Genomic DNA, 22,873 nt, shown 5'->3' on the forward strand with positions numbered 1-22,873 from the left:
GCACGCCAGATAGGCGCACCCCCTCAGACCTCCACCACGAGCTCCCGCAGCCCCCGGATCACCAGGCCGGCCTTCCAGCGCGGTTCGGCCGACAGTCTCAGCCCGGGGGCCTGTCTCAGCAACTGGCCGTACGACGCGGCCAGTTCGAGCCGTGCCAGCGGTGCGCCCAGGCAGTAGTGGATGCCGCCGCCGAGGCTGACGTGCGGGTTGTCCGTGCGGGTCGGGTCGAGGCGGTCCGGGTCCTGGAACGCGGCCGGGTCGCGGTTGGCCGAGCCGAACAGCAGGGCCACCTCCGAGCCGCGCGGGATCCGCACCCCGCCGACCTCGATGTCCTCAAGGGCCCACCGCTCGAAGAGGTGCAGCGGCGAGTCGTACCGCAGCAGTTCCTCCACAGCTGTGGAGAGTGGTACGTCGCCGGAGCGCAGTGCTGCGAGCTGCTCGGGGCAGCGGAACAGGGCCCACCAGCCGTTGCCCGTTGCGTTCACCGTGGCCTCGTGGCCGGCGTTCAGAAGCAGCACCGCCGTGGAGATCATCTCCTGCTCGGTGAGCCGCCCGCCGTCCTCGTCGTGCACGGCGATCAGCCCCGAGATCAGGTCGTCGCCCAGGTCCTTCCGCCGCTCAGCGATCAACTCCTTCAAGTACGCGGTGAATTCGACGGACGCCTCGACCGCCGCCCGCGCCGTCTCCTCCGAGGGATTCAGCTCGTACATCCCACAGATCGCCGCCGACCAGGGCCGCAACAGATGTCGGTCCGGCTCCGGGACGCCGAGCATCTGCGCGATCACCGCGACCGGCAGGGGCTCCGCGAGGCGGGACACGAGATCGCCACCGCCGTCCGCGACGAGCCCGGCGACCAGCTTGCCCGCCAACTCCTCAATGTATGGCCCAAGTTCCGCCACCCTGCGGGGCGTGAACGCCTTCGACACCAGCCGTCTGATCCGCGTGTGCCGGGGCGCTTCCAGGTCGAGCAGCCCGTTGTCGTTCAGGACGTGGAACGGTTCGTGCGCGGCGGGCGGCGGGGTGCGGCCGAACTCCTCGTGCGTGAACCGGTGCAGATACGTCCGCCCGAGCCGCCGGTCGCGCAGCAGCGCGGTCACGTCCCGGTGGTGCGGGATCAGCCACTGGCCCGACGGCTCGTACCAGAGGGCCCGGCCTTGCGCGCGCAGCGCGGCGTAGGCGGGGTACGGGTCGGCCGGATCGGCCGCGGCTAGGAGTCGGTGCTCGTCCATACGACGAAGCTTTCCCACGCGGTGGGGTCGACGGCCAGCCGTGCGCGGTCGGGGGTTTTGGAGTCGCGTATGTGGATGCGGTGGGGCTCCTTGGCCACTTCGACGCAGTCGCCGCCGCTGTCGTGGCTGTAGCTGGACTTGAACCAGTCGTAGGCGACTTCTACGCAAGCTCCGCCGCTGTCGCTGCTGTAGCTGGACTTGAACCACCGCAGATCGTCGGTCACTTCAACTCTCCTGCCAACCGCTCAACGAGGGCCAACGAATGCTCCGTATCCAAGGCCTGGCAACGGATCTTCGCATACCGGTGCGCATACGTTCTCAGCTTTGCGGGGGCACTGATCAGCACGCTCTCGTCCTGCGGCTCCAGGTATACGAACCGCTCCGACTCGTCGGTCTCGACCAGCACCATCGGGCCACGCATGCCCGCGTTCTCCCCGCGGAATCCCCGATCGGCGGGCAGGACGTGGAGCACCACGTTCGGCCGCTGGGCGCACTCGACGAGGTGGAGCAACTGCTCCCTCATCACTGCCGGGCTGCCGACCCCGCGGCTCAACACGGATTCGTCCATGATCAGTTCGAGCAACGGAACCGGCCTGCGATCGAACAGCGCCCGCCGAGCCATGCGCCCCGCCACAAGCTCCTCGACCCGCTCCTCGGACAGCGGCGGGTAGCCCCCGCCGATCAGCGCTCGCGCGTACTCCGCCGTCTGGAACAGGCCGTACACGACGACCGTCTCGTAGGCACTGAGTGTGATCGCTTGCTGCTCGATGCGCGCAAAGCTCTGGAACTGTGCCGGATACCGCTCCAACCGCATGTACTCCCGCGCCCGCTCGAAGAACCCCAACCCACCCCCGATCACCCGCTCCAGCGCGACCAACATCTCATCGCTCGCCGGCTGCGTGCACCGCTCCATCGCGCTCACGGCCGCCGCCGTGTACCCGATCTTGCGGCCCAACTCCTCCTGGGACAGCCCCGCTTTGATCCGCATCGCGCGGGCCATCTCCGCGACCTGGCGGGCCGTCGTCCCCGCCGTGTCCCTGTTCTCCGCTCGCGCCATTGCGAACACCCCCGATTTCCAACCGCCCTCGACCGGCCCCAACCGAGCACAACCTCACTCGACCGTGACCGACCATCAACGCTGAGTCATGGAAAACGCTAACGCGCGCCACTGACACTGACCCCATGAACTCCCCAACTGCCCCACCCTGGCTCCCCGCCTCCGGCATCCAACTCCGAAAGGCAGGCGTGCAGTTCGACGCCGTTCGTGTCGATGGCGACCTAGGACGACGCCTTGCCGACACCCTGGAGCGGATGACCGGGGGCTCACCGGGGCCCGTCGTCGTGGAGGAGCGCGGGCGGCGGTCCGTCTACTTCCTCGTCCCCGTGGGCAGTACGGCGCACCGCGCCTGGCCGGTGAACGCGACCCGCCTCACCGCAGGGCCGGGGCTCGTCTCGTACATCCCCGTACCGGTGCTCAACAGCTGGACCTGGCCGCTGAGTTGGCGCTGCAGGCCGTGCCCGATGGGCGGCCTCGTGCACCCGCTGCTGCTGCGCACGGTACTCGCCGAGCTGAACGCAACCGTCTAGTCCGGGACTGCCTTGACCGTGATCCTGGCCGCAGTCTCCCCATACCACTCCAGGTCGACGTCGGAGGTGTACGTGACCGTGAACGTGCGCCGCATCCCACCGAAGCGGTCCGTGAACGTCACCTCGGCGGGTCCGGTCTTCTTCGGCTCGGCCGAAATCTCGTATGTCCGCCGGAAGTCGTCCGCGCTCGAGTCGATGCTCGCCTCAACCCGGTACCGGAGCTCGACCGACCCATCCTTCCCAGTCTTGTAGTACCTCGGGATGTAGTACCGGCCCGACTTCGGATGCTGCTCGTGATGCACCCCCGCCTTCCTCTGCTCGTCCTCCCAAGGGTCCGGCAGCGACGCCTTGTAGAAGCGCACACCGACCCACACGACCACGCCCACGATCCACACCATGCAGAGCGCGAGGAACACGACGAGGGCCTTGCGCTGCCACGTGCCAGAGCCCGCCTTCAGCCCTTCCAAGTCCGCACCTCGCTCTGGCCGCTCATATCGAACTCCCTGGCCAGGCCTGCCCGATGGAGCCTTGCCAAGTCGGCGTCCGATACATTGCCGAGCGCTGGAACGGGAGTCTCTTTCCCTTTATCCCAGTTATAGCGATCGTGCACATGCGTCTGATAGCGAATCGTGGCCTTGGGCTCTCCGTCCGGGCCAGGGACAACCTCGACTTGGGCGACCGTGTTGTAGTGGTAGGACCCCATAGCGTGGTACCAGTCGGAGTCCTTCTCCGCCTCCCACCCTTGCCAACCGGTCTGCTGGACCATCGACACCGGCTTTCCGGTGCGCTCGAACTCGGCGAGCGCCTGCGCCTTCCATGAATCGGCGTTCTCCGCCAACTGCCTTTCGGAATTGCGCTGCATATCCGGCAGGTCGTTCAACATGGCATCCACATCGATGTCCATCGGATCACCGCTGTTCCCCAGGAAATGCATCATGTGCTTGGACGCAATGGGACCACCGAGCACCGCAGGGGACCACCCGGCGAACAGGCCCATCCTGTTCTTGATGCCTTGGTCCTCTTCGGTGGGCTCACGGCTCTTGTAGTCACCGGAACCCTCGTCCAGAGCGGGAGGCGGCAGCACGACTCCACCACGGCCCGAGAGCACACGGTCCAGACGGTTGGCGCCCTGGGCGTCGCCCTTGATGGACCGCTTGGTCAGATCGTCCAGAACGCTGTATTTCACCGCCTTCTTGATGCGCTCGATTTCGTAGTCGACGTGCTCATTGACGTCGGCGGCATAGCCGAGGGCCGCCGCCGCACGCGTGCGCAGGGACTCGGCCTCCTCCTGATCCTGCCGGGCCGCACCCGCACTGTCCGGGTCGTTGGGCGGGTAATTCCTGTCGGGGATGGTGACGCTGCCGTCGTCGTTCAGTGTCAGGTGATTCTGCTTAGCCATCTCCTTGGCCTCGTCCAGCCAGGTGGTGGCGAGTTTGAACCCGTTCTTGGCCGCCGAGAGCGTGGTCGCGGCTGCTTTCGACTCATGTTTGGCGATGGTCAGTTCTTCGTGCATTGCCATCAGCTGCACCCGAGCCGACAGGGCGGACTCGCTCTGCCACACAAAGGGCAGCTTGTGCAGGACGTTCTGGACGTGCTCTCGGGCTTTTACGGCCGCTGTCGCCAGGTCTCGCCACTCGTCCGCCGCCCGGTCCCAGGCTTCCGGGCGGACATCCTCGAGTTCGGAAACAGTGATGCTCTGCCGTTGCACCGCGTCTTTGTGCCCGTGGTCCGGGCCGCGACTCTCCCGGTCGTCGATATCTGCCATCAGGCCTCCCTCCCCGTCGCGCCGAGAATGGCCGCAAACTCCTGAGCCGTTCGCTCTTCCTGCGCCCTGTAGTTCTTGTGCGTCTCGCGCATCTTGTGTGCTAGCGATCGGCACTGCTTGGCGAGGCGGGTGACTTCGTCGTCCCAGTCGGCGGTTGCTCCTCTGAGCCGCTTCCCTGAAGTAAGCATGCTGTGCACCCGGGCCGTCGTAGCCGACTCGGCCAGCCCCTTGTCCGCCTTCTCCAGGATCTCAGCAGCGTCGTCCAACTCATCGGCCATCTTGCCGAGTTCGGTGTTGCTGACGCCGTAGCCGTTGTCGGCGCTGCCGGACTGCGCAGTGCCAATGCTCGGAGCTCCCGCAGGTCCCGCCGGTCCGGGCCCGGTGCCAGTCCCTGCAGCCATCGGGCGTAGGCCGTCCTCGTCGAAACCTGACGGCGGGTCCAGGGCAGGTGCCGGATCAAGGTCCCGTATGTCCACCGGGTCTTTCGGCTCTGGTAGTTGGTGTACAGCGGGCTCGTCTGCCAGAGGCTCCGCCGAGGCCGAGACGGGCTGGTATCGGGAGCCCGGGTCGGCGGCGTCCGCCCCGTCATCGGCTGCAGGCCTCCGTGCTGCCCGGGGTCGGAGTCTGAACCCAAGACATCCCCCTTGTCTTGTGCGAACACTGCCGCCGAGTGTCGCACGAGGGCACCCTGTTTAGCCTGTACATCTCAAGCCCAGTAGAGCCCCTAATACCCCGCCGGCCGCACCAACCCGCTCTCGTACGCGAACACCGCCGCCTGGGTGCGGTCGCGGAGGCCCAGTTTCACCAGGATGCGGCCCACGTGGGTCTTCACCGTCTGTTCCGCCACCACCAGCCGCTCCGCGATCTCCGCGTTGGACAGGCCCTGGGCGATCAGGGCGAGGACTTCCGTCTCGCGCTCCGTGAGGCCCGCGAGGGTGGTCTTGGTGGGGGCGCGGGGTGCGCCGAGACGGGCGAACTCGTGGATCAGGCGGCGGGTGATGCCCGGGGCGAGCAGTGCGTCGCCGGCCGCCACCACCCGTACCGCCTCGGCGAGTTGGTCGGCCGAGGCGTCCTTGAGGAGGAAGCCGGATGCGCCCGCGCGCAGGGCCTCGTAGACGTACTCGTCGAGGTCGAACGTGGTGAGGACCAGGACCTTCACGGGGGCGCCCGACTCCATGACGCGGCGGGTCGCCTCGATGCCGCTGAGCTCGGGCATGCGAATGTCCATCAGGACGACGTCCGGGGCGAGTTCGGTGACCTTCGCGACCGCGTCCGCGCCGTCGACGGCCTGCCCCACCACCTCGATGTCCGGCTCCGCGTTCAGCAGCACCGTGAAGCCCTGCCGGACCATCATCTGGTCGTCGGCGATCAGCACTCGGACCGTCATACGCACCCCCTCAGTTCAACGGCAGCAGCGCCGTCACTTCGTACCCGCCCGTGGACGTCGGGCCCGCGAACAGCTCCCCGCCGAGCATCGCCGTCCGTTCCCGCATCCCGAGCAGCCCGTGCCCCGCCCCCGGCGACAACGCGACCGGCCGGCCAGGGCTGCTGTTCAGGACGCGTACGCGCAGGCAGCCTCCGATGCGTTTGACCTCCACGCGCACCTCGGCGGCGGGAGCGTGCCGCATCGCGTTGCTCAACGCTTCCTGCACGATACGGAACGCGGACAGCTCCACGCCCGACGGCAACGGGCCCTCTGCGCCCGAGAGTTCGGCGTCGACGGTCAGGCCCGCCGCACGCGCGTTGTCGAGCAGCCCGTCGAGCCGGTCCAGGGTCGGCTGGGGCATGTCGGGCGCGCCCTCTCCCTGTTCGGAGCGCAGCACGCCCAGGACGCGGCGGAGTTCGGTCAGCGCCTCAAGGGCGTTGTTCCTGATCCCGGCGAGGTTCTCCTTGAGCTCGTCGGAGGGGTTCTCGACCAGGTGCGGGGCGACCTGCGCCTGTATGGAGATCACCGACATGTGGTGGGCCACCACATCGTGCAGTTCCCTGGCTATTCGGCTGCGTTCCTCCAGGAGCGTGCGCCGTGCCCGCTCCTCTGCCGTGAGCGTGGCCTGTTTGACGAGCTGGGTCCGGGCCTGGCGCAGCCCACGCAGCGGGGCGCCGAAGAAGGCGGCGAGCGCGAACACGGCGACGGCCACCGCGTCCACGTCCTGCCCTGCTCCGGGCGGGGTCCGCACGTACGGCAGGAGGACCGTGCAGCCCATGGTGATTCCGAGGATCGTCAGGGTCGCCCGAGCCGGTATCCGCAGCACGGCCAGGATCAGTACGAGCACCTCCAGGACGAGGCTCCACACCGGCCACGGCCAGTAGTGGTCCTCCAATGTCCCCTGGACCGCGAGCGCTTGTGCGAAGGACGCCCCGGTGACCAGCCACCACGCGGCGACGGGCCGGGACACGACCAGGATCAGCGCGGCGGCCTGCAGCATGATCAGGGCCTGGAGCAGACGGGCGCTGACCGGGGTCGTCTCGAACGTGCTCGACAGGTTGGCCATGCCCGCCACGCCCAGGGCGGCTGCCCCGTACACGAACGGCACGTAGAGGAGTGCGCGCAGCCAGCGTGGGCGTGACGGGGAGAGCAGCGGGTCGGGGGCGAGCGTCAACAGGTCCTGGCGCAGGGCCCGGAGGCCTCGGCGCAGGTGCCGCAGCAGCGGTTCAGCCGTCGTCACAGCGGTCACCCTAGGCATGTCGCTCAGCCCTTTCGAGGGCGGGCCGATGCCGGCGTACGACCGTGGTGGTCCCGCGGCTGCGGCGGCCGTGCTCGATGCGGTGGAACGCGGCCCAGCAGACGGCGAGCGCCGCTGTGAACACGGGCAGCCAGGCGAGCCGGGCGAGTATCCAGCCGGGGCCGTCCGGGGCTGTGTGCAGTCCGGGCAGGGCCCGACCCGCGAGCAGTCCGCAGGCGGTGACGGCGAGCAGTGCCGTCTGGTGCCAGAGGAAGACGGTGAGCGCCGACAGGTTGCCGAGCGCCACGCCCGCCCACAGCTTCGCCCTGCGGCGCATCGCCCGGTCCAGCGGCCCGTGCAGGAGCAGTGCGAGCCCGCACTGGGCGAGGCCGAACGTGACGGCGGCCAGGGTCGGCGGGTTGAGGTTGGACACGGCCGCACCGGGCACGCCCACCATGGACGCCGGGTACCCGCCGACGGCCACGAGCACGGCGGTCGCCGCCGCGCCCCCTGCGAGCAGGACGAATCCGGTGGTGCGGACGCCCTCCCGATCCCCGAGCCGGCCGCGGGCCCAGGCCGCGCCCAGGCAGTACGGCACGAGCCAGCCCGCCGGTACGTTGATCCAGCCCAGCCACTCCGGCCCGTCGAAGCCGAACCGCCACAGGTCGACGTGGGCCACGACGGCCAGCGGCCACATCGGGTGCAGCCTCGCCACCAGCGGTGTGAGGGCCGTCAGGGCGGCGAGGACGAGCAGGAACCAGAGCGGCGAGAGCACCAGCTTGAGCAGCGTCCGGACGGTGCCCAGGTCGGTGCCGCCGGCGAGCAGCCCGACCGAGGCGACCGCCCACAGCCCGAGCACGGTCGCGACCGGCCGGAACAGCCGCGCGAGCCGGGCCCGCAGCCACGGCCCGTACTCCCGAGGATCACTGCCTGCGCCGCGCGCCGCCACGTACCCGCTGACCAGGAAGAACACGGCGAGCGTCTGCAACAGCCAGGAGATCGGAGTGAGCCACGGCTGCCGGGAGAGGGGGCTGGCGCCGTGCAGAGCCCCGCCCTCGCTGACCAGGGCGGTGACCAGCCAGTGGCCGAGCACCACACCGAGGATCGCGGCAGCCCGCACCGCGTCCACGCCCCGGTCCCGGCCGGCCGGGGTGGCGGCGGCCACACGGTGGACAATTCCGGGCGAGGTTCCGGTCCGAACTTCGCGCGGGGTTCCGGTCCGGGGTCCGTGCCCTGCGACGTACCGGGTTCCGTGCCCGGCGACGTACCGGGCTTCGTGCGGGATTCCGTGTGTGGCTTCGTGCGTGATTCCGTCAGGCATGCGGCACCTCCGGGGTCTGCCCGCGGGCGATGCGGGCCAGGTTGTCGAGGGCGGTGGAGCCGGGCTCCAGATAGTCGCTGTGGCTGCCGTCGCCTGCGTCGAAGCGGTGGGCGCCGAACGCGGCGGACATCGGGTCGGGGCCGAACCCGACGGTGACGCCGAGGAGTTGGGCCCGAGCGTGCGGGACGTCGGCGATCCAGTCGTGCGTGGCGCGGCCGGCCCAGACGCGGGCACGGGTGCGCAGCTCGGCGACCCGGTCGTAGCCGGTGCCGGGGCTGCCGTAGAGGACGATGTCGGTGACCCGGGGCTGCGGGCCCGGCTCGCCGAGTCCGTGCGCGGCCCTGGCGCACACCACGGAGCCGTAGGAGTGGCAGAGCAGCGCTATGGGGGTGCGACCGGGAACCCCGTACGCCCGCAACCTGTCGAGGAATGCGCGGAGTTCGGCGGCTCCGGTGCGGGCGCGGTCGGGCGTGACGGCCTCCGTGCTGACCGTGCCGGGGGTCGCGTAGCCGAGCCAGGCGACGACGGCCACCCGCGGGCCGAGCTTCGCGTGCAGGGCGAGGGCGCCGCGGCGGAAGCGCGCGTACGTGTCGATGCTCGTGTCGGAGCCGGGTACGAGGATCGCGATGCGCTCGGCGGTGCGCGGGTCGCCGAGCACCTCGGCGGTGGCGCCGGGACCGCGGGCGTCGAACTCCAGGAAGTGCCGCTCCGGCGCGGCCAGTTCACGCAGGGCTGCCGCGCGCCGCGAGGCTCCGGCAGCCTGGGCCACGCGGGCGGCCTCGGCGGCGTTCGCGCGATGCGCTGCGTACCGCACGGCGAGCGGAGCTGCGGGGGCGACACGGGCGGGCGCGGGCGCCGGGACCTCTGGCCGCACGGCGGCGGAGAGCGGCACCACCACGCAGGCGACGATCAGCACAGCGAGCCCGGCCCGCCACCACCGCCCCGACCGGTGCACCCCGGTCGCATCCCCCCGCCCGAACCACATCCCCACGCCCCCCCGCTCCCCGTTTCCCGGCCCGCCCAACTGCGGTGCCTGCCAGGAAAAGTTAGGAGCCGGAGGCCGTGACCTACGTCCCTCCGCCGGGGTGACCTGCCGGATAGCTCTCAGGTATGACGCGGTCTACATACGTCCCGCCGTACGATCAACGCGAGTCATCAGAAAGCCACGACTCATCAGAAAGCCAGTTGGGCGATCTCCTCCGCCACCACCGCGCACGCATCGGCAGCCGGGTCGATCAGGGCGAAGTGGCCGACGTCCTCAAGAAGCGTGCAGCCCACGATCTCGCCGGCCTTCGCCGCGGCGTCCGCATACTCCTCGGCGAGTTCGTACGGCACCGTCGTATCGCTGCGGCCCTGCACAAGGGTCGTCGCGATACCCGTCGGAAGCAGCATGGCCGGATCGGCGAGCAGCGACCGCTCGGCGAACTTGCCCTTACCACCAAGGAGTTGATGCACAGCGCCCCCGCACACATCCAGCTCCACCGCCCGCTCGAAGCCCGCGATCGGCGCCAGCGCGACGACACCCCGCAGCGACGTGGGGCGCGGCAGACTCCACGGCGTGCCCGGCGGCAGGACATGCCGCGCCGCCGCCCACAACGCCAGGTGCCCGCCCGCCGAGTGGCCCGTGAGGACCGTGCGCCGCAAATCGGCCTGCGGCAGGTGCGGCGGCACGAGCTCGGGGAGAGCGTCGATCGCGGCCGCCACGTCGTCGAACGTCTCCGGCCAGCGCCCCGCGACAGGCGCGTCCACCCCCTGGTGGGGCAGCGAACTCCCCCTGCGGTACTCGACGTTGGCGACGGCGAAGCCGCGCCGGGCCAGGAAGTCCGCGAACGGCGTCACATGCTGCCGGTCGTACGGGCCGCGCCAAGCCCCACCGTGCAGCACGACCACGAGCGGCGCGGCCCGGCCGTCACCGACGCGGGGCGCGTAGAAGTCGACGACCTGGTCGGGATGTTCGCCGTAGGACGCGGTGGCGTCGGGGGCGACGGCGGGGTGCGAGAAGGCCGAGTCCTCTTCGGCGTCGTCCGACATGCTGCAGCCTTTCCATGAGTACGGGGCGGGGCCCTGATCCGGAACAGGCCCCTGGTACGGCGGGGCGGGTCCGGGGCGATCTTTCCCCAGGCCCGCCCCTCCCCGTGACCGGGGTACGCGTAGCCGTGCCGGTGGCCGTGCGGCTACCGGGCCAGCACCTCGCCGAGCACCCGGGCCGCCCGCTCCACCTCGGCGAAGCCCACGTACAGCGGGGTGAAGCCGAAACGGAGGACGTCCGGGGCGCGGAAGTCGCCGACCACGCCGCGGGCGATCAACTCGTCCATCACGGCGGCCGCACCGTCACACCGAAGTGCGACCTGGCTGCCGCGCTCGGCGTGCACCTCAGGAGTGACCGAGGCGACCCGACCGGCCGGGACGTGCGCCGCGACGCACTCCAGGAAGAAGTCCGTGAGCGCCAGGGACTTCTCCCGGACCGCCGCCACCGACACCCCGTCCCACACCTTCAGGGACTCCTCGAGGGCCAGCATCGACAGGATGTCCGGCGTGCCGACGCGCCCGCGCAGCGCGCCGTCCGCGGGCGCGTAGCCGGGGCGCATGCCGAAAGGCTCGGCATGCGAGTTCCAGCCGGGCAGCGGCGAGTCGAAGACGGCCTGGTGGCGCTCGGCCACGTACAGATACGCGGGCGAACCCGGGCCGCCGTTCAGGAACTTGTACGTGCAGCCCACCGCGAGGTCGACGCCGTGCTCGTCCAGGCCGACCGGCAGCGCGCCCGCGCTGTGGCACAGGTCCCAGACGGCCAACGCGCCCGCGGCCCGCACCGCGGCCGTGATGCCGGGCAGGTCGTGCAGGCGCCCGGTGCGGTAGTCGACGTGGTTGACGAGGACCGCCGCGGTGCGCGGGCCGACCGCGCCCGGTATGTCGGCGGGGGCCGTCGGCCGCAGCGTGCAGCCCGTCATCCGGGCGGCGGACTCGGCGATGTACCCGTCAGTGGGGAACGTCGAGGAGTCCACGAGGATCTCGTCCCGTCCCGCATCGGGTCCGCCCGAGAGCCGGACCGCACCCACAAGCGCCTTGAAGACATTGACGCTTGTGGAGTCGCCGACCACGATCTGCCCGGCCGCCGCGCCCACGATCGGCGCGATCCGGTCACCGATCCGCTCGGGCGCGGTCCACCAGCCCGACTCCGTCCAGGAGCGGATACGCAGCCGCCCCCACTCCCGCTCCACGACGTCCGCGACCCGGCCGGGAACCGAACTCGGCAGCGCGCCGAGCGAGTTCCCGTCCAGGTACACCGTCCCGTCGTCGAGGACGAACTGCTCGCGCAGCTTGCCCAGTTCGTCCACAGCATCGAGGGCCGCCGCCCGCTCCTCCAGGTTCGGAACCTCAGACATGGCTACGCGCCGTCCACAGCTCGGGGAACACGTTCTTACGGGCCCGCTTCTCCAGCCAGGCCACTCCGGCGGAGCCGCCCGTGCCGGCCTTGGAGCCCATCGCGCGCCGGGTCGCCACCAGGTGGTCGTTGCGCCAGCGCCACACCAGCTCGCCGACGTCCGTCAACGCCTCGCCCAGACGCACCAGTTCGCTGTCCTGGTCGCCCGCGTACACCGCCGTCCAGACCGCCTCCACCTCGGGCGACGGCTCGTACCGCAGCGCCACGTCACGGTCGAGGACGTCCTGCGGGATGTCGAAGCCGCGGCGCGCGAGGAGCCGCACCACCTCGTCGTACAGGCTCGGTTCGTGCAGTGCCTTCTCCAGCTCGGCGTGCACGCGCGGGGCGCCGCGGTGCGGGACGAGCATCGACGCGGACTTCTCGGCGAGGAGGAACTCCATCCGCCGGTACATCGCCGACTGGAAGCCGGAGCCGTCGCCGAGCGCGCTGCGGTACGCGTTGAACTGCGCCGGGGTGAGCTGCCCGAGCGGCTTCCAGGAGGCGTTCAGCGCCTCCAGCTCACGGACACTGCGCTTGAGGGCGGCCACCGCGGTGGGCAGGTCGTCCTGGCGCAGGGCGCCGGCCGCGGTCTCCCACTCGTGCACGATCACGGTGAACCACAGCTCCATCACCTGCGTGGTGACGAGGAAGACCATCTCCCCGGGGTCGTCGGAGAGCGGGTGCTGCAGATGGGTGAGGACGTCCGCCTGTACGTAGTCCTCGTACGGCGTGGTGCCTGCGAAGTCGAGATGCGGGGCCTCGGGGATCTCCCCGGCCGTCGTTTCCGCCTCGTGGGACATCGCTGTCTCCTTGGTGCCTGCTACGGGTAGCGGTCCGCCCCTGCCGATGCCGACACGGGGGCCCCGGTCCCCACCGGCATCCTCCGCGATCCTCCCCCGGGACGGCAAGACCTGCCTGGTCACAGCGACCGGGCAGGTCTTGACACCGACCTGCGGGCTCTCGGATGCGGGTCAGCCGAGGGTGTCGGCCGCGGCCTGCGAGGACTCGCGCAGGAAGGTCGAGCAGCGCTCGTACTCCTCCTGCTCGCCGATGGACTGGGCCGCGCGCGCGAGGGCGTGCAGGGCGCGCAGGAAGCCGCGGTTCGGCTCGTGCTCCCACGGCACCGGGCCGTGGCCCTTCCAGCCGGCGCGCCGCAGCGCGTCCAGGCCGCGGTGGTATCCCGTACGCGCGTACGCGTACGACTCGACGGTGCTGCCGCGCTCGAAGGCCTCGTCGGCGAGACGGGCCCAGGCCAGCGACGACGACGGGTACTTGGCGGCCACGTCCGCCGCCGGCGTACCGCCCGCGAGGAGTTCGCGGGGCTCGGGGTCGTCGGGCAGGTGGGTCGGGGGCGGGCCCCCGAGCAGGTTCTCGTGAATGGACATGCCCCAAGTCTGCCTTGTCCGCCGGGCGGAGCGCCGAGCCTGTGGATAACCCGGTTTCCCCGTGCGGGCACGCCGAAGGGCCCGGCTCCCTGGGCGGGAGCCGAGCCCTCGGCGCGGTGCTCGGGGGCCGAGCCCTCGGTGCGGTGCTGCCGCGGTTCTGCTTCGGACCGCTGCGGTCCGACTTCAGCTTCGCGGCTGCCGCGGTACTACTTCAGCTTCGTGCCGGCCGAGCGCAGCGCGACGCAGGCCTCGCCCACGCGCTTCGCCATGCCGGCCTCGGCGAGCTTGCCCCAGGTGCGCGGGTCGTACGTCTTCTTGTTGCCGACCTCGCCGTCGACCTTCAGGACGCCGTCGTAGTTCTTGAACATGTGGTCCGCGACGGGACGCGTGAAGGCGTACTGGGTGTCGGTGTCGAGGTTCATCTTCACGACGCCGTTCTCCAGGGCCGTGGCGATCTCCTCGGCGGTGGAGCCGGAGCCACCGTGGAAGACGAAGTCGAACGGGGAGGTCTTGCCGTACTTCTCGCCGACGCCCTGCTGCAGGTCCTTGAGCAGCTCGGGGCGGAGCACGACGTTGCCCGGCTTGTAGACGCCGTGGACGTTGCCGAACGAGGCGGCCAGCAGGTAGCGGCCCTTCTCGCCCAGGCCGAGGGCCTCGGCGGTGCGCAGCGCGTCGTCGACGGTCGTGTACAGCTCGTCGTTGATCTCGTGGCTGACGCCGTCCTCCTCACCGCCGGTGGGGGTGATCTCCACCTCGAGGATGATCTTGGCGGCGCGGGCCTTCTCCAGGAGCTCCTGGCCGATGGCGAGGTTGTCGGCGAGGGTCTCGGCGGAGCCGTCCCACATGTGCGACTGGAACAGCGGGTTCTCACCCTTGGCGACGCGCTCGGCGGAGACGTCGAGCAGCGGGCGGACGTACCCGTCGAGCTTGTCCTTCGGGCAGTGGTCGGTGTGCAGCGCGACAGTGACGTCGTACTTCTTGGCGACGATGTGCGCGTACTCTGCGAGCGCGACGGCGCCGGTCACCATGTCCTTGTTGTACTGCCCGCCCAGGAACTCCGCACCGCCGGTGGAGATCTGGATGATGCCGTCGCTCTCGGCCTCCGCGAAACCGCGCAGTGCGGCGTGCAGGGTCTGGGAGGAGGTGACGTTGATGGCCGGGTAGGCGAACTTGCCCGCCTTCGCCCGGTCCAGCATCTCGTTGTAGACCTCGGGGGTTGCGATGGGCATCTGGCCGCTCCTTGTGATGTGCGGATGTAAGTGTGGCCCTGACCGGAGGGCCCCTCACAGATGTTCATTGAGGGGGCGACGTCATCGTCGCCCCCATCCTTCCAGACGCGCCGGATTGCTCCAGCGCGACGGTCCGGAACCCCCGTCGGTCACGACCCTCGGCCGGTCCGTCGGCCGAGGCCGTCGGTCGTGGCTTCGGCCTCGGCCGTCAGTCGAGGCCGAGCTCGTCCTTCGAGTACGCGAAGAGGTACGGGACCCCGGCGCCCTCGGTGATCTTCTCGGCGGCTCCGGTGGCCCGGTCCACGATCGTCGCGACGCCCACGACCTCGGCGCCGGCCGCGCGCACGGCCTCGACGGCGGTCAGCGGGGAGCCGCCGGTGGTGGAGGTGTCCTCGACGACGAGGACGCGGCGGCCCTTGATGTCCGGGCCCTCGACCTGGCGCTGCAGGCCGTGCGCCTTGGCGGCCTTGCGGACGACGAACGCGTCCAGGCGCTTTCCGCGCGCGGCGGCCGCATGCAGCATCGACGCGGCGACCGGGTCGGCGCCCATGGTCAGCCCGCCGACGGCGTCGAAGTCCAGCTCGGCGGTGAGGTCGAGGAGGACCTGCCCGACCAGGGGGGCGGCCTCGCCGTCGAGGGTGATGCGGCGCAGGTCCACGTAGTAGTCGGCCTCGATGCCCGAGGAGAGCGTCACCTTGCCGTGCACCACGGCCTTGTCCTTGATCTGCTGCAGCAGCTCGCCGCGTACGTCACTCATGCTTGTCAGCTTAAGTGGGCCGCGGGGGTGCCCGTGCCGCCCCTGGCCTCCGCCGATCCCGCTCCGCGCTGCGTTCCCCACCCCGCCCCTTCCCGAAAGCCTGCGGCGCCGCCTCGTTCGTCTGCTGCGCCGTCGTGGCTGGTCGCGCAGTTCCCCGCGCCCCTGAAAACCAGCCCCTCCGGCGTTTGAGGAGCGGGGGTCTGGGGGCTGGCCCCCAGTTCGGGAAGGGGCGGGGTGGGGAAGAAGCCCGCCGCAGGCGCACCACAGACGGCCGGGGGCCGGGGCGGAGCCCCGGCTGGTTGGGGGCTAGAGAGGACGCCAGTCCCAGCGCATCGTCGCCTCCAGCGGCTCGATCGGCGTCACGAGCCGCGGCTCGGTGTTGAGACCGTTCGGCGGCCCGGTCTGGGGCTCGACGCAGACCGCCTCCGGCTGCTCGTCGTAGATCACGACCCACTGCTCGGGCCCGCTCACCTTGAGCTCCAGCTGCTCGGGCCAGGTCAGCGTGACCGCCACCCCGTCGGGCATGCCGAAGCAGTCGTCCCACGGCCCAGGCAGGGGGTCGATGCGCTTGCCGGTGGGCAGGTGGTCCGCGCCGCGCTCCTCCTGCCAGGCCGGGTCGAAGTCGATCGTCACGTCCTCGCGGCCGAGGTTGCGCAGGAACCAGGGGTGCCAGCCGAGCTGCGCCGGGAACGAGTCGCCGTACGTCTCCAGGCCCATCCGGACCGTCAGGGAGCTCTCGTCCAGCTCGAAGATCTGGGTGATCCGCCCGCTGTACGGCCACGGCTCGACGAGGTCGTACGTGAACACCGCCTGCGTGTCGCCGCCGCCGCGCGCCCGGCGCCAGGGCTTGTCTCGGACGGTGCCGTGGATGGCGTGCGGCGGGCTGTTCACGGGCAGCCGGTGCACCTGACCGCCGTTGCGGAACTGGCCGTTCTCGGTGCGGCCGCACCAGGGGGCCATAGGGAACGAGCCGAAGTGGTCGCCCTGTCTGAGCACTTCGGTGCCGCCGATGCGGAGGCTCCCGATGCGGCATCCGTTGCCGCTCTGCACCGTCAGTTCCGCATCGCCCGCGACGAGGGTCGCCGTCTCCTGAGTCTTCACGGACCCGACCCTAGGTCCTGACTACCGGCGGCGCCGCAGCGCCCGTCCGACGACGATCGCCGATGCGACGACGAGGGCGGCCGCGGGTGCGGCCCAGCGCAGGGTGTCGCCCGCGGTGGTCGCCTGCGGTGCGGGCACGGGTGCGTACCGCCCGCGCGGCGGGGCGTGGTCGACCTCCTCCGCGCTGCGGCCGATCATCGTGCGCCGGGCGTGCGCGGCCTCGGCGGGCGGCGCGATGAACGACTCGTCGCCGGCGTCCTGGTGGAAGGGGTCGGGGGCGGAGCTCTGGGGTGCGCCTTCCTCGTCCTCGTCGGCCGCCTCCCGAGGCTCACCGGCCGCTTCCCGAGGCTCGTCGACCACCTCCCGAGGCTCAGTCGACTCCGCAGCCGAGGTCGACCCCGACTCCGACCCCGGCTCCGACTCCGCCGACCGCTCGGCGACCCTCGCCAAGCTCTCCGAGAAACGGTTCAGCAGTCGCCGTACGGCCGCCTCGACCGCGGTGGTCTCCAGCTCCGCGACCCGGCCGTCGCCCTTGCCCGTGCCGGAGTACGCCAGTCGCGTGCCGCCCTCGGCAGTCAACAGCCGTACGCCGAGGGTGAGTTCGACCGATCCGGAGCCGCGTACCTCCGTCGCCTCGCCGGTGACCGTGAAGGACGGGGTGGCCGCCGAGGTGTCCTCGGTGACCCGGAGTGCGCCACGGTAGGTGATGGTGTGCCCCGCGATCCGCACTTTGAGGCGGCCCGACAGGGGCTCGGCCCCCACGCCCACATCGCGCTGGAGTCCCTGGATGCCGCGGGCGACGCGGGCGGCGTCACCGAACGCCTGTCGCAGGGGCTCTGTCTCCACGGGAACGAACACCTCATGCTCCATGTCAGCCGAGCCTACCCACGCGCGTACGAGCCGCACCCCCGTGTGCACACATTCGGCACGTCAGCCGCCCGGGGTCGCCGCTTCGCCGTATCTCGGGCGCACAAGCGTGGACGGGGGCAGTCCGGGGACGCGGGTCCGTTCGATCGCGCGGGCCCCGTCGCGGAGCATCGCCGGGGTGAGTGAGCGACGGCCGGGTCTCGCGTCCAGGCCGAGCTCGGGCGGGGTGCGCGCGGCGAGCAGGAAGCCCCAGTCGCGGGGCGCGCGGGCCCGTCCCGCGCCGGCTCGGGCGCTGCGGCGCTCGGCGCTGTACGGGACGGTGCGCAGGCGGGCGGCGCGGACGCTCGCGTCGACGGTCCAGAACGCCCGCGGCTCGGCGGTCGCCCCGGCGTGCACGGCGAGCCGGCCCGCGGGGGCGAGGGCGCGGGCGGCGAGGCCGAAGAACTCCCGGGAGTAGAGCTTGGCGGACTCGGTGACGCCGGGGTCGGGCAGATCGGCGATCACCACGTCGTACGGCCGGGAGGCGCCGCCCGTGCGTTCCTCGCGCAGCCACTGGAAGGCGTCGGCGTGCACCGCCTGGAGCCGGGGGTCGTCGTAGGCGTGGCCGTTGAGGGCGCTGAGGGCGGGGTCGGTGCGGGCCAGGTCGGCCAGCTCCTCGTCGGGTGCGACGACGTCGACGCGGTCGACTCCGGGGTGGCGGAGGACTTCGCGGGCGGCGAGGCCGTCCCCGCCGCCGAGGATCAGCACGCGCGCGTGCGGGCCGCGCATCGCGGGGTGCACGAGCGCCTCGTGGTACCGGTGTTCGTCGCGTCCGCTGACCCTGAGCCGCCCGTTCACGTACAGGTCGAGGTCGGTTGCCGGGCGGTGGGCGCCGCCGGTGAGGACGATCTCCTGGACGTCGGTCTGCAGGGCCACGCGGACGTCCGCGCCGTACACCGCGTACCGCGCGGCGCGTTCGAAGTCGCCGACGCCCGCGGCGAGGGTGGCGAGCAGGACGAGCACGGCGAGGTTGACGGCGAGCAGCCGGCGGCGGGCGCGGGCGCTCAGGTCGTGCCGGAAGAGCCACAGGACGAGGGTGCCGCCCGCGATGGCGTTGACGGCGCCGGTGAGGAGCGCGCCCGTCAGCTGGCCGAGCAGCGGCAGGAGAAGGAACGGGAAGGCGAGGCCGCCGACGAGCGCGCCCACGTAGTCGGCGGCGAAGAGGTCGGCGACGGCGCCGCCCGCGTCCTGGCGGCGGATGCGCTGGATGAGGGTCATGAGCAGCGGCACTTCGGCGCCGATGAGCACGCCGATGGCGAGGGAGAACACGACGAGCAGCAGGCGCGTGCTCGCGCCCCAGACGAATCCTGCGTACAGCACGAGGGCGCTGCAGCCGCCGACCAGGGCGAGCGCGGCCTCGACGGCACCGAACGCGGCGGCGGCCCGGCAGCGCAGGTGTTTGGCGAGCAGCGAGCCGACGCCCATGGCGAAGACCATCACGGACAGCACGACGGAGGCCTGGGTGACGGAGTTCCCGATCAAGTACGAGGCGATGGCGACGAGTTCGAGTTCGTACACCAGGCCGCAGGCGGCGCTGACGAAGACGGCGACGAGGACGAGGAGTCGCCCGGCGCGCGGCGAGACGGGCAGCACGGCCGTGCTCTGCGGGCCCGCGGACGGCGGGGCTCCGGACGGCACGGACAGCGGCGAATCGATCACGATGGGAACGCTACGTCACCGCCCGTGTGCACCCTGTCACCCACACGTGTGCAAACCTCGGCGAACGGCGGGCGCGCGGCGGTGCGTGAGCGGTGCACGGGCGGTTGTGCGGTAGTGCGCAACGGACATGGGAGCACGGGCGGTTGTGCGGCAGTGCGCAACGGGCGTAGGAGCACGGGTGGTTGTGCGGTGGCGCGGTGCGGGCGCGGGGGCACAGGATGGCGCCCGCGCTTGGGCAACGGGGTGGCATCGGCGCTCAAGCAGGCGTACGCGAGCGGCGGTTCAGGCCGGTTGCGGTGCGGGCAGGCGCGCACCCACGCGGGTGCGGGTGGCGACGAGCTGGCCTTCCTGCGGGTAGGCGTGCCAGGTGCGCCAGTGCACCTGGTCGTCCTGGCGCTGCACCAGGAGTGCGGTGAACGCGTGCGGGCTGCCGGGGAAGACGCCCGCGAGCCCGTTGGGGTGGTCGGAGACCAGGGCGAGCAATTCCTGGGCGCGGCCTGCGAAGGAGCCGCTCGACATGGTCTCGACGCGGGCGGCGAACTCGTACTCCCAGTCGCCCACGCGCTTGGCGACGCCGAGCGGAAGGGGGGTGCTGCTGCCCGCGATGCAGGCGACGGTCTCGGAGCAGCTGGAGTCGCCCTGTTCGATGATGACCTGGTGGGAGGCGCCGAGGAGCCTCAACTGCACTTTGACGTCCTGGAGTTGCAGGTCGAGCGCGGCGAGGGCGGGCAGCGGTTCGCGGCCCAGGGCCCAGGCGAGGTCGTCGGCGCGTGTGTCGGTGTAGGAGGTCTGCAGAGTCGTGAGCATGGGGAGGGCTCCGGGGCATGCGTGGAGGTCGAGCCGGGGCGCCCAGCGTGATGCGCCGATAGGCGCACGGAGTTGGGGTTCGCCGGCTTACTGCCCACGAGTCGGCCGAGGGCTGCGTGGATGAATAAGAGGGAATCATGAACGGCAGCCCGCCACAGCGTTTTTACCCAACTTCGTAGGGTTTCCATCCCCTCGGGTGGTCTCACTGTTCAACTGTTCTGCCGTCTTCGACCAGGCCTGCGAGTCGACCCGACAGGGGGCGTGGGAGGGAGCATGGGAGAGGCTCGGGGGTTTGGACGCCGGGTGACCAACACCGAGGCGCCCGACGGAAGTTGATTCGCGTCGGGCGCCTTGTACGGCTGTGGATCGGCTGCCCCGTGTCAGCCGCTTCCGCGGCCGCTCCCCTTGTCGCGCGGGCGTGTGGCGCTGACCGCCGCCCCGAGCAGTCCCACGATGAAGACCGCGACGAAGGCTGCGAACACGATGCCGAAGACCATGGTCCTCACCCCCCTTCGTGTCCCCCGGTGCACGCACCGCTGTGCGTGCGTGTGCACCGGGGATTCCCGCTACTCCCTTACGTCAAAGCGGAGTTGAGGAAGACCAGAGGTTCTCCGGAGAACCTCCGGGGCTCTCAGCAGGTGCGCGGAAGGCACTCCGGAGCGCGGTCGGCTCAGGAACCGCCGCCTCCGCCACCGCCGCCGCAACCTCCGCCGCCACCGCCGCCACCGCCGCAGGAGGACGAGCTGCCGCACGAGGAGCCGCCGCCGCAGCCCCCGCCGCCTCCGCCGCCTCCGCCGCCGGCGTACCAGCTACCGCCGCCGTTGCGCCGCGAGCGCCGGTTGGATCCCGAACCGCTCGACACCGCGATGCCGATGACCACTGCCAGAAACACCATGATGAAGAAGAACTCCATGTTCCTCTCCCTCCTTTCGTTCCCCCGAAGCGTTCTGAAGCGTTCTGAAGCTTTCTGAAGCGTTGCGCTCTCTGTTGTGTGCAGGACAGATCCCCGGCCCCGCGGATCCCCAAAGCAGAGTTGAGGAAGTCCAGAGGTTCGGCGCAGGATGACGCCCATGACCTCTGCGCCCGAGTCCCGCCCGCTGCTCAACCGCCGCCTGGCCGAGTTCGGCACCACGATCTTCGCCGAGATGTCCGCGCTCGCCCTGCGCACCGGAGCGATCAACCTCGGCCAGGGCTTCCCCGACACCGACGGCCCCGAGGAGGTCAGGGAGGCGGCGGTACGGGCGCTGCGCGACGGCCGCGGCAACCAGTACCCGCCGGGCCCCGGCATCCCCGAGCTGCGCACCGCGATCACCGAGCACCAGCAGCGCTTCTACGGCCTCGGCTTCGACCCCGACACCGAGGTCCTGGTCACCGCGGGCGCGACCGAAGCCATCGCGGCCACGATGCTGGCGCTGCTCGAACCGGGCGACGAGGTCATCGCCTTCGAGCCGTACTACGACTCGTACGCGGCGAGCATCGCAATGGCCGGCGGCAAGCGCGTCCCGCTGACCCTCCGCGCCCCGGACTTCCGCCCGGACCTCGACGCGCTGCGCGACGCGGTCACCGACCGGACCCGCCTGCTCCTCCTCAACTCCCCGCACAACCCGACCGGCATGGTCCTGACCCGCGAGGAGCTCACGGCCATCGCCGAGCTCGCGGTCGAGCGGGACCTGATCGTCGTCACCGACGAGGTCTACGAGCACCTGGTCTTCGACGGCGAGCACATCCCTCTGATCTCGCTGCCGGGGATGCGCGAGCGCACGGTCTCGATCTCCTCGGCCGGCAAGACCTTCTCGTTCACGGGGTGGAAGGTCGGCTGGGTCACGGCTGCCGCTCCCCTGCTGACGGCGGTCCGTACGGCCAAGCAGTTCCTGACGTACGTCTCTGCGGGGCCGTTCCAGTTCGCGGTGGCCGAGGCGCTGCGGCTGCCGGACGACTACTACTCCGCGTTCCGCGCCGACCTGGGCGCCAAGCGCGACCTGCTCGCGGGCGGGCTCGCCGACGCGGGCTTCGAGGTGCACCGCCCGCAGGGGACGTACTTCATCACCACGGACGTCGCCGCCCTCGGCGAGAAGGACGCCCTCGCCTTCTGCCGCGCCCTGCCGGAGCGCTGCGGCGTGGTGGCCGTCCCCAACTCGGTCTTCTACGACGACCCGGAGGCTGGGCGCAGCCAGGTCCGCTTCGCCTTCTGCAAGCAGGAGAGCGTCCTGCGCGAGGCGGTGACACGGCTCGGGCGGCTGTGAGCCCACTGCCCCTCAGGGGCTAGGGGGTGTCTCCCCCTAGCCCGAGAACCAGACCGCGTCGATGCAGTTCTCGCCCTCCGCCGTCCGCTCGACCAGGAACGTCGACTCCTGGCGTTCCTCGCGGCTGTAGACGCTCAGCGCGCCGTCGGTGAGGGTGTGGAGGAAGGCGTAGTAGTCCGCGAACACCCCCTCGTCCTCCACGTCCTCCTCGTCCTCGAAGTACTCGGCGCCGGACTCGTCGAGGTCGACGCCCAGGTGGGCCAGTGTGGCGCGGGGGTCGCCGGTGATCTCCAGATCGCTCCAGCCCTCGATCACCAGATCCGGTGCGCCCGGCACCGCCGCGAGCACCTTCAAGTACGAGGCGCCGAAGTCGCGTTCGCAGACTCCGACGATCCGGGCGTCGGGGAATCGCTTCCGCTGCGCCTCGAACGCGTCGTCCAGGGCGCCGCCGAGCCCGTCCTCGACGAGCGCCGGATCGGTGATCTTCACGGTGGAGCCCCACACGGCCACGCTCACCTCGTCGAGGTGCTCGCGCACGGACGGGCTCCCCGGAAGTCCGAGCCGGGCCGGGGCGTCCTCGCGGCGTACCGCGGCGACCAGGTCGAGGGCCAGCACCTCCGCGCGCGCCGCCTCGGGATCGTGGGCGGCGACGGCCGTCGGCCGCCGGCTGGGCAGGAGCGGGGGGCCGAACGGCGGCTGGAGGACCACCAGGTGTGCGTGTCCGTGGTGCCGGATGTCCACCGGGGCGTCGGGCGGGAGGCGAGTGGGTCCGGAGTTCATGGCGGCGAGTATGCCGCACC

The 22,873-nt window shown here is 71.2% G+C and carries 24 protein-coding genes; 2 read left to right on the top strand and 22 right to left on the bottom strand.

The window, feature by feature from the left end; all coding sequences use genetic code 11:
- Positions 1-23 precede the first annotated feature (23 nt).
- The 3 genes from QIS96_RS28925 to QIS96_RS28935 are packed head-to-tail and all read right to left on the bottom strand — an operon-like array spanning position 24 to position 2,286.
- Positions 24-1,229: a cytochrome P450 gene (locus QIS96_RS28925; RefSeq protein ID WP_282545734.1), complete on the bottom strand. Its 1,206-nt coding sequence runs from the start codon at positions 1,227-1,229 to the stop codon at positions 24-26.
- Positions 1,208-1,453, bottom strand: a complete 246-nt coding sequence (locus tag QIS96_RS28930) for a DUF397 domain-containing protein (protein ID WP_282545735.1) — start codon at positions 1,451-1,453, stop codon at positions 1,208-1,210. The genes QIS96_RS28925 and QIS96_RS28930 overlap by 22 nt, the downstream gene beginning before the upstream one ends.
- Positions 1,450-2,286 carry a helix-turn-helix domain-containing protein gene (locus QIS96_RS28935; protein ID WP_282545736.1) on the bottom strand — a complete coding sequence of 279 codons (837 nt, stop codon included), beginning with the start codon at positions 2,284-2,286 and terminating at the stop codon, positions 1,450-1,452. The genes QIS96_RS28930 and QIS96_RS28935 overlap by 4 nt, the downstream gene beginning before the upstream one ends.
- Before the next feature lie 125 nt (positions 2,287-2,411).
- On the opposite strand from QIS96_RS28935, the gene QIS96_RS28940 reads away from it, so the two are divergent.
- Positions 2,412-2,816 (top strand): hypothetical protein, encoded by a 405-nt coding sequence (locus QIS96_RS28940; RefSeq protein WP_282545737.1) that lies wholly within the window; start codon positions 2,412-2,414, stop codon positions 2,814-2,816.
- Here the strand turns inward: QIS96_RS28940 and QIS96_RS28945 are convergent.
- The 18 genes from QIS96_RS28945 to QIS96_RS29030 form a co-directional block, all read right to left on the bottom strand.
- Positions 2,813-3,283, bottom strand: coding sequence for a hypothetical protein (locus QIS96_RS28945; RefSeq protein WP_282545738.1), 471 nt, complete (start codon positions 3,281-3,283; stop codon positions 2,813-2,815). The two genes, QIS96_RS28940 and QIS96_RS28945, sit on opposite strands and share 4 nt — an antisense overlap.
- Positions 3,271-4,581 (bottom strand): hypothetical protein, encoded by a 1,311-nt coding sequence (locus QIS96_RS28950; RefSeq protein WP_282545739.1) that lies wholly within the window; start codon positions 4,579-4,581, stop codon positions 3,271-3,273. The genes QIS96_RS28945 and QIS96_RS28950 overlap by 13 nt, the downstream gene beginning before the upstream one ends.
- On the bottom strand, positions 4,581-4,982 hold the full coding sequence (locus QIS96_RS28955; RefSeq protein ID WP_282545740.1) for a hypothetical protein: 402 nt from the start codon (positions 4,980-4,982) through the stop codon (positions 4,581-4,583). Before QIS96_RS28955 ends, QIS96_RS28950 begins: the two co-directional genes overlap by 1 nt.
- 323 nt (positions 4,983-5,305) lie before the next feature.
- The gene (locus tag QIS96_RS28960) at positions 5,306-5,968 is read right to left on the bottom strand and encodes a response regulator (protein WP_282545741.1); all 663 of its coding nucleotides are present in this window, start codon (positions 5,966-5,968) and stop codon (positions 5,306-5,308) included.
- 10 nt (positions 5,969-5,978) lie between these two features.
- Positions 5,979-7,247: a sensor histidine kinase gene (locus tag QIS96_RS28965; protein ID WP_282545742.1), complete on the bottom strand. Its 1,269-nt coding sequence runs from the start codon at positions 7,245-7,247 to the stop codon at positions 5,979-5,981.
- Between the two features lie 10 nt (positions 7,248-7,257).
- Complete coding sequence (locus QIS96_RS28970; protein WP_408907276.1) at positions 7,258-8,409, bottom strand: acyltransferase family protein; 1,152 nt, start codon at positions 8,407-8,409, stop codon at positions 7,258-7,260.
- A 148-nt stretch (positions 8,410-8,557) separates the two neighbouring features.
- Positions 8,558-9,550: an alpha/beta hydrolase gene (locus QIS96_RS28975; RefSeq protein ID WP_282545778.1), complete on the bottom strand. Its 993-nt coding sequence runs from the start codon at positions 9,548-9,550 to the stop codon at positions 8,558-8,560.
- 188 nt (positions 9,551-9,738) lie between these two features.
- Positions 9,739-10,596 (bottom strand): alpha/beta hydrolase family protein, encoded by an 858-nt coding sequence (locus QIS96_RS28980; RefSeq protein WP_282545743.1) that lies wholly within the window; start codon positions 10,594-10,596, stop codon positions 9,739-9,741.
- 143 nt (positions 10,597-10,739) lie between these two features.
- The gene (gene kynU / locus QIS96_RS28985) at positions 10,740-11,948 is read right to left on the bottom strand and encodes a kynureninase (RefSeq protein ID WP_282545744.1); all 1,209 of its coding nucleotides are present in this window, start codon (positions 11,946-11,948) and stop codon (positions 10,740-10,742) included.
- Positions 11,941-12,786: a tryptophan 2,3-dioxygenase family protein gene (locus QIS96_RS28990; protein WP_282545745.1), complete on the bottom strand. Its 846-nt coding sequence runs from the start codon at positions 12,784-12,786 to the stop codon at positions 11,941-11,943. The genes kynU and QIS96_RS28990 overlap by 8 nt, the downstream gene beginning before the upstream one ends.
- Before the next feature lie 171 nt (positions 12,787-12,957).
- Positions 12,958-13,371: a DUF3151 domain-containing protein gene (locus QIS96_RS28995; protein WP_282545746.1), complete on the bottom strand. Its 414-nt coding sequence runs from the start codon at positions 13,369-13,371 to the stop codon at positions 12,958-12,960.
- Positions 13,372-13,577: 206 nt separating this feature from the next.
- The gene (gene fbaA, locus QIS96_RS29000) at positions 13,578-14,600 is read right to left on the bottom strand and encodes a class II fructose-bisphosphate aldolase (RefSeq protein ID WP_282545747.1); all 1,023 of its coding nucleotides are present in this window, start codon (positions 14,598-14,600) and stop codon (positions 13,578-13,580) included.
- A gap of 208 nt (positions 14,601-14,808) precedes the next feature.
- Positions 14,809-15,357, bottom strand: a complete 549-nt coding sequence (pyrE, locus tag QIS96_RS29005; RefSeq protein ID WP_282545748.1) for an orotate phosphoribosyltransferase — start codon at positions 15,355-15,357, stop codon at positions 14,809-14,811.
- A 306-nt stretch (positions 15,358-15,663) separates the two neighbouring features.
- A complete protein-coding gene (locus QIS96_RS29010; protein WP_282545749.1) occupies positions 15,664-16,458 on the bottom strand; it encodes an aldose epimerase family protein in 795 nt (264 codons plus the stop codon).
- A 21-nt stretch (positions 16,459-16,479) separates the two neighbouring features.
- On the bottom strand, positions 16,480-17,304 hold the full coding sequence (locus tag QIS96_RS29015; protein WP_349017421.1) for an SRPBCC domain-containing protein: 825 nt from the start codon (positions 17,302-17,304) through the stop codon (positions 16,480-16,482).
- An 84-nt stretch (positions 17,305-17,388) separates the two neighbouring features.
- Complete coding sequence (locus QIS96_RS29020) at positions 17,389-19,023, bottom strand: polyamine aminopropyltransferase (protein WP_456316886.1); 1,635 nt, start codon at positions 19,021-19,023, stop codon at positions 17,389-17,391.
- A 282-nt stretch (positions 19,024-19,305) separates the two neighbouring features.
- Positions 19,306-19,830: a DUF2617 family protein gene (locus QIS96_RS29025; protein WP_282545751.1), complete on the bottom strand. Its 525-nt coding sequence runs from the start codon at positions 19,828-19,830 to the stop codon at positions 19,306-19,308.
- A 670-nt stretch (positions 19,831-20,500) separates the two neighbouring features.
- Positions 20,501-20,743, bottom strand: a complete 243-nt coding sequence (locus QIS96_RS29030; RefSeq protein WP_282545752.1) for a hypothetical protein — start codon at positions 20,741-20,743, stop codon at positions 20,501-20,503.
- 148 nt (positions 20,744-20,891) lie between these two features.
- Between QIS96_RS29030 and QIS96_RS29035 the strand changes: the two genes are divergently transcribed.
- A complete protein-coding gene (locus tag QIS96_RS29035) occupies positions 20,892-22,073 on the top strand; it encodes a pyridoxal phosphate-dependent aminotransferase (RefSeq protein ID WP_282545753.1) in 1,182 nt (393 codons plus the stop codon).
- Between the two features lie 36 nt (positions 22,074-22,109).
- On the opposite strand, the gene QIS96_RS29040 is transcribed toward QIS96_RS29035, so the two are convergent.
- Complete coding sequence (locus tag QIS96_RS29040) at positions 22,110-22,853, bottom strand: DUF6333 family protein (protein ID WP_282545754.1); 744 nt, start codon at positions 22,851-22,853, stop codon at positions 22,110-22,112.
- Positions 22,854-22,873 lie beyond the last annotated feature (20 nt).

This window comes from Streptomyces cavernicola (assembly GCF_029968035.1).
Classification (GTDB): domain Bacteria; phylum Actinomycetota; class Actinomycetes; order Streptomycetales; family Streptomycetaceae; genus Streptomyces; species Streptomyces cavernicola.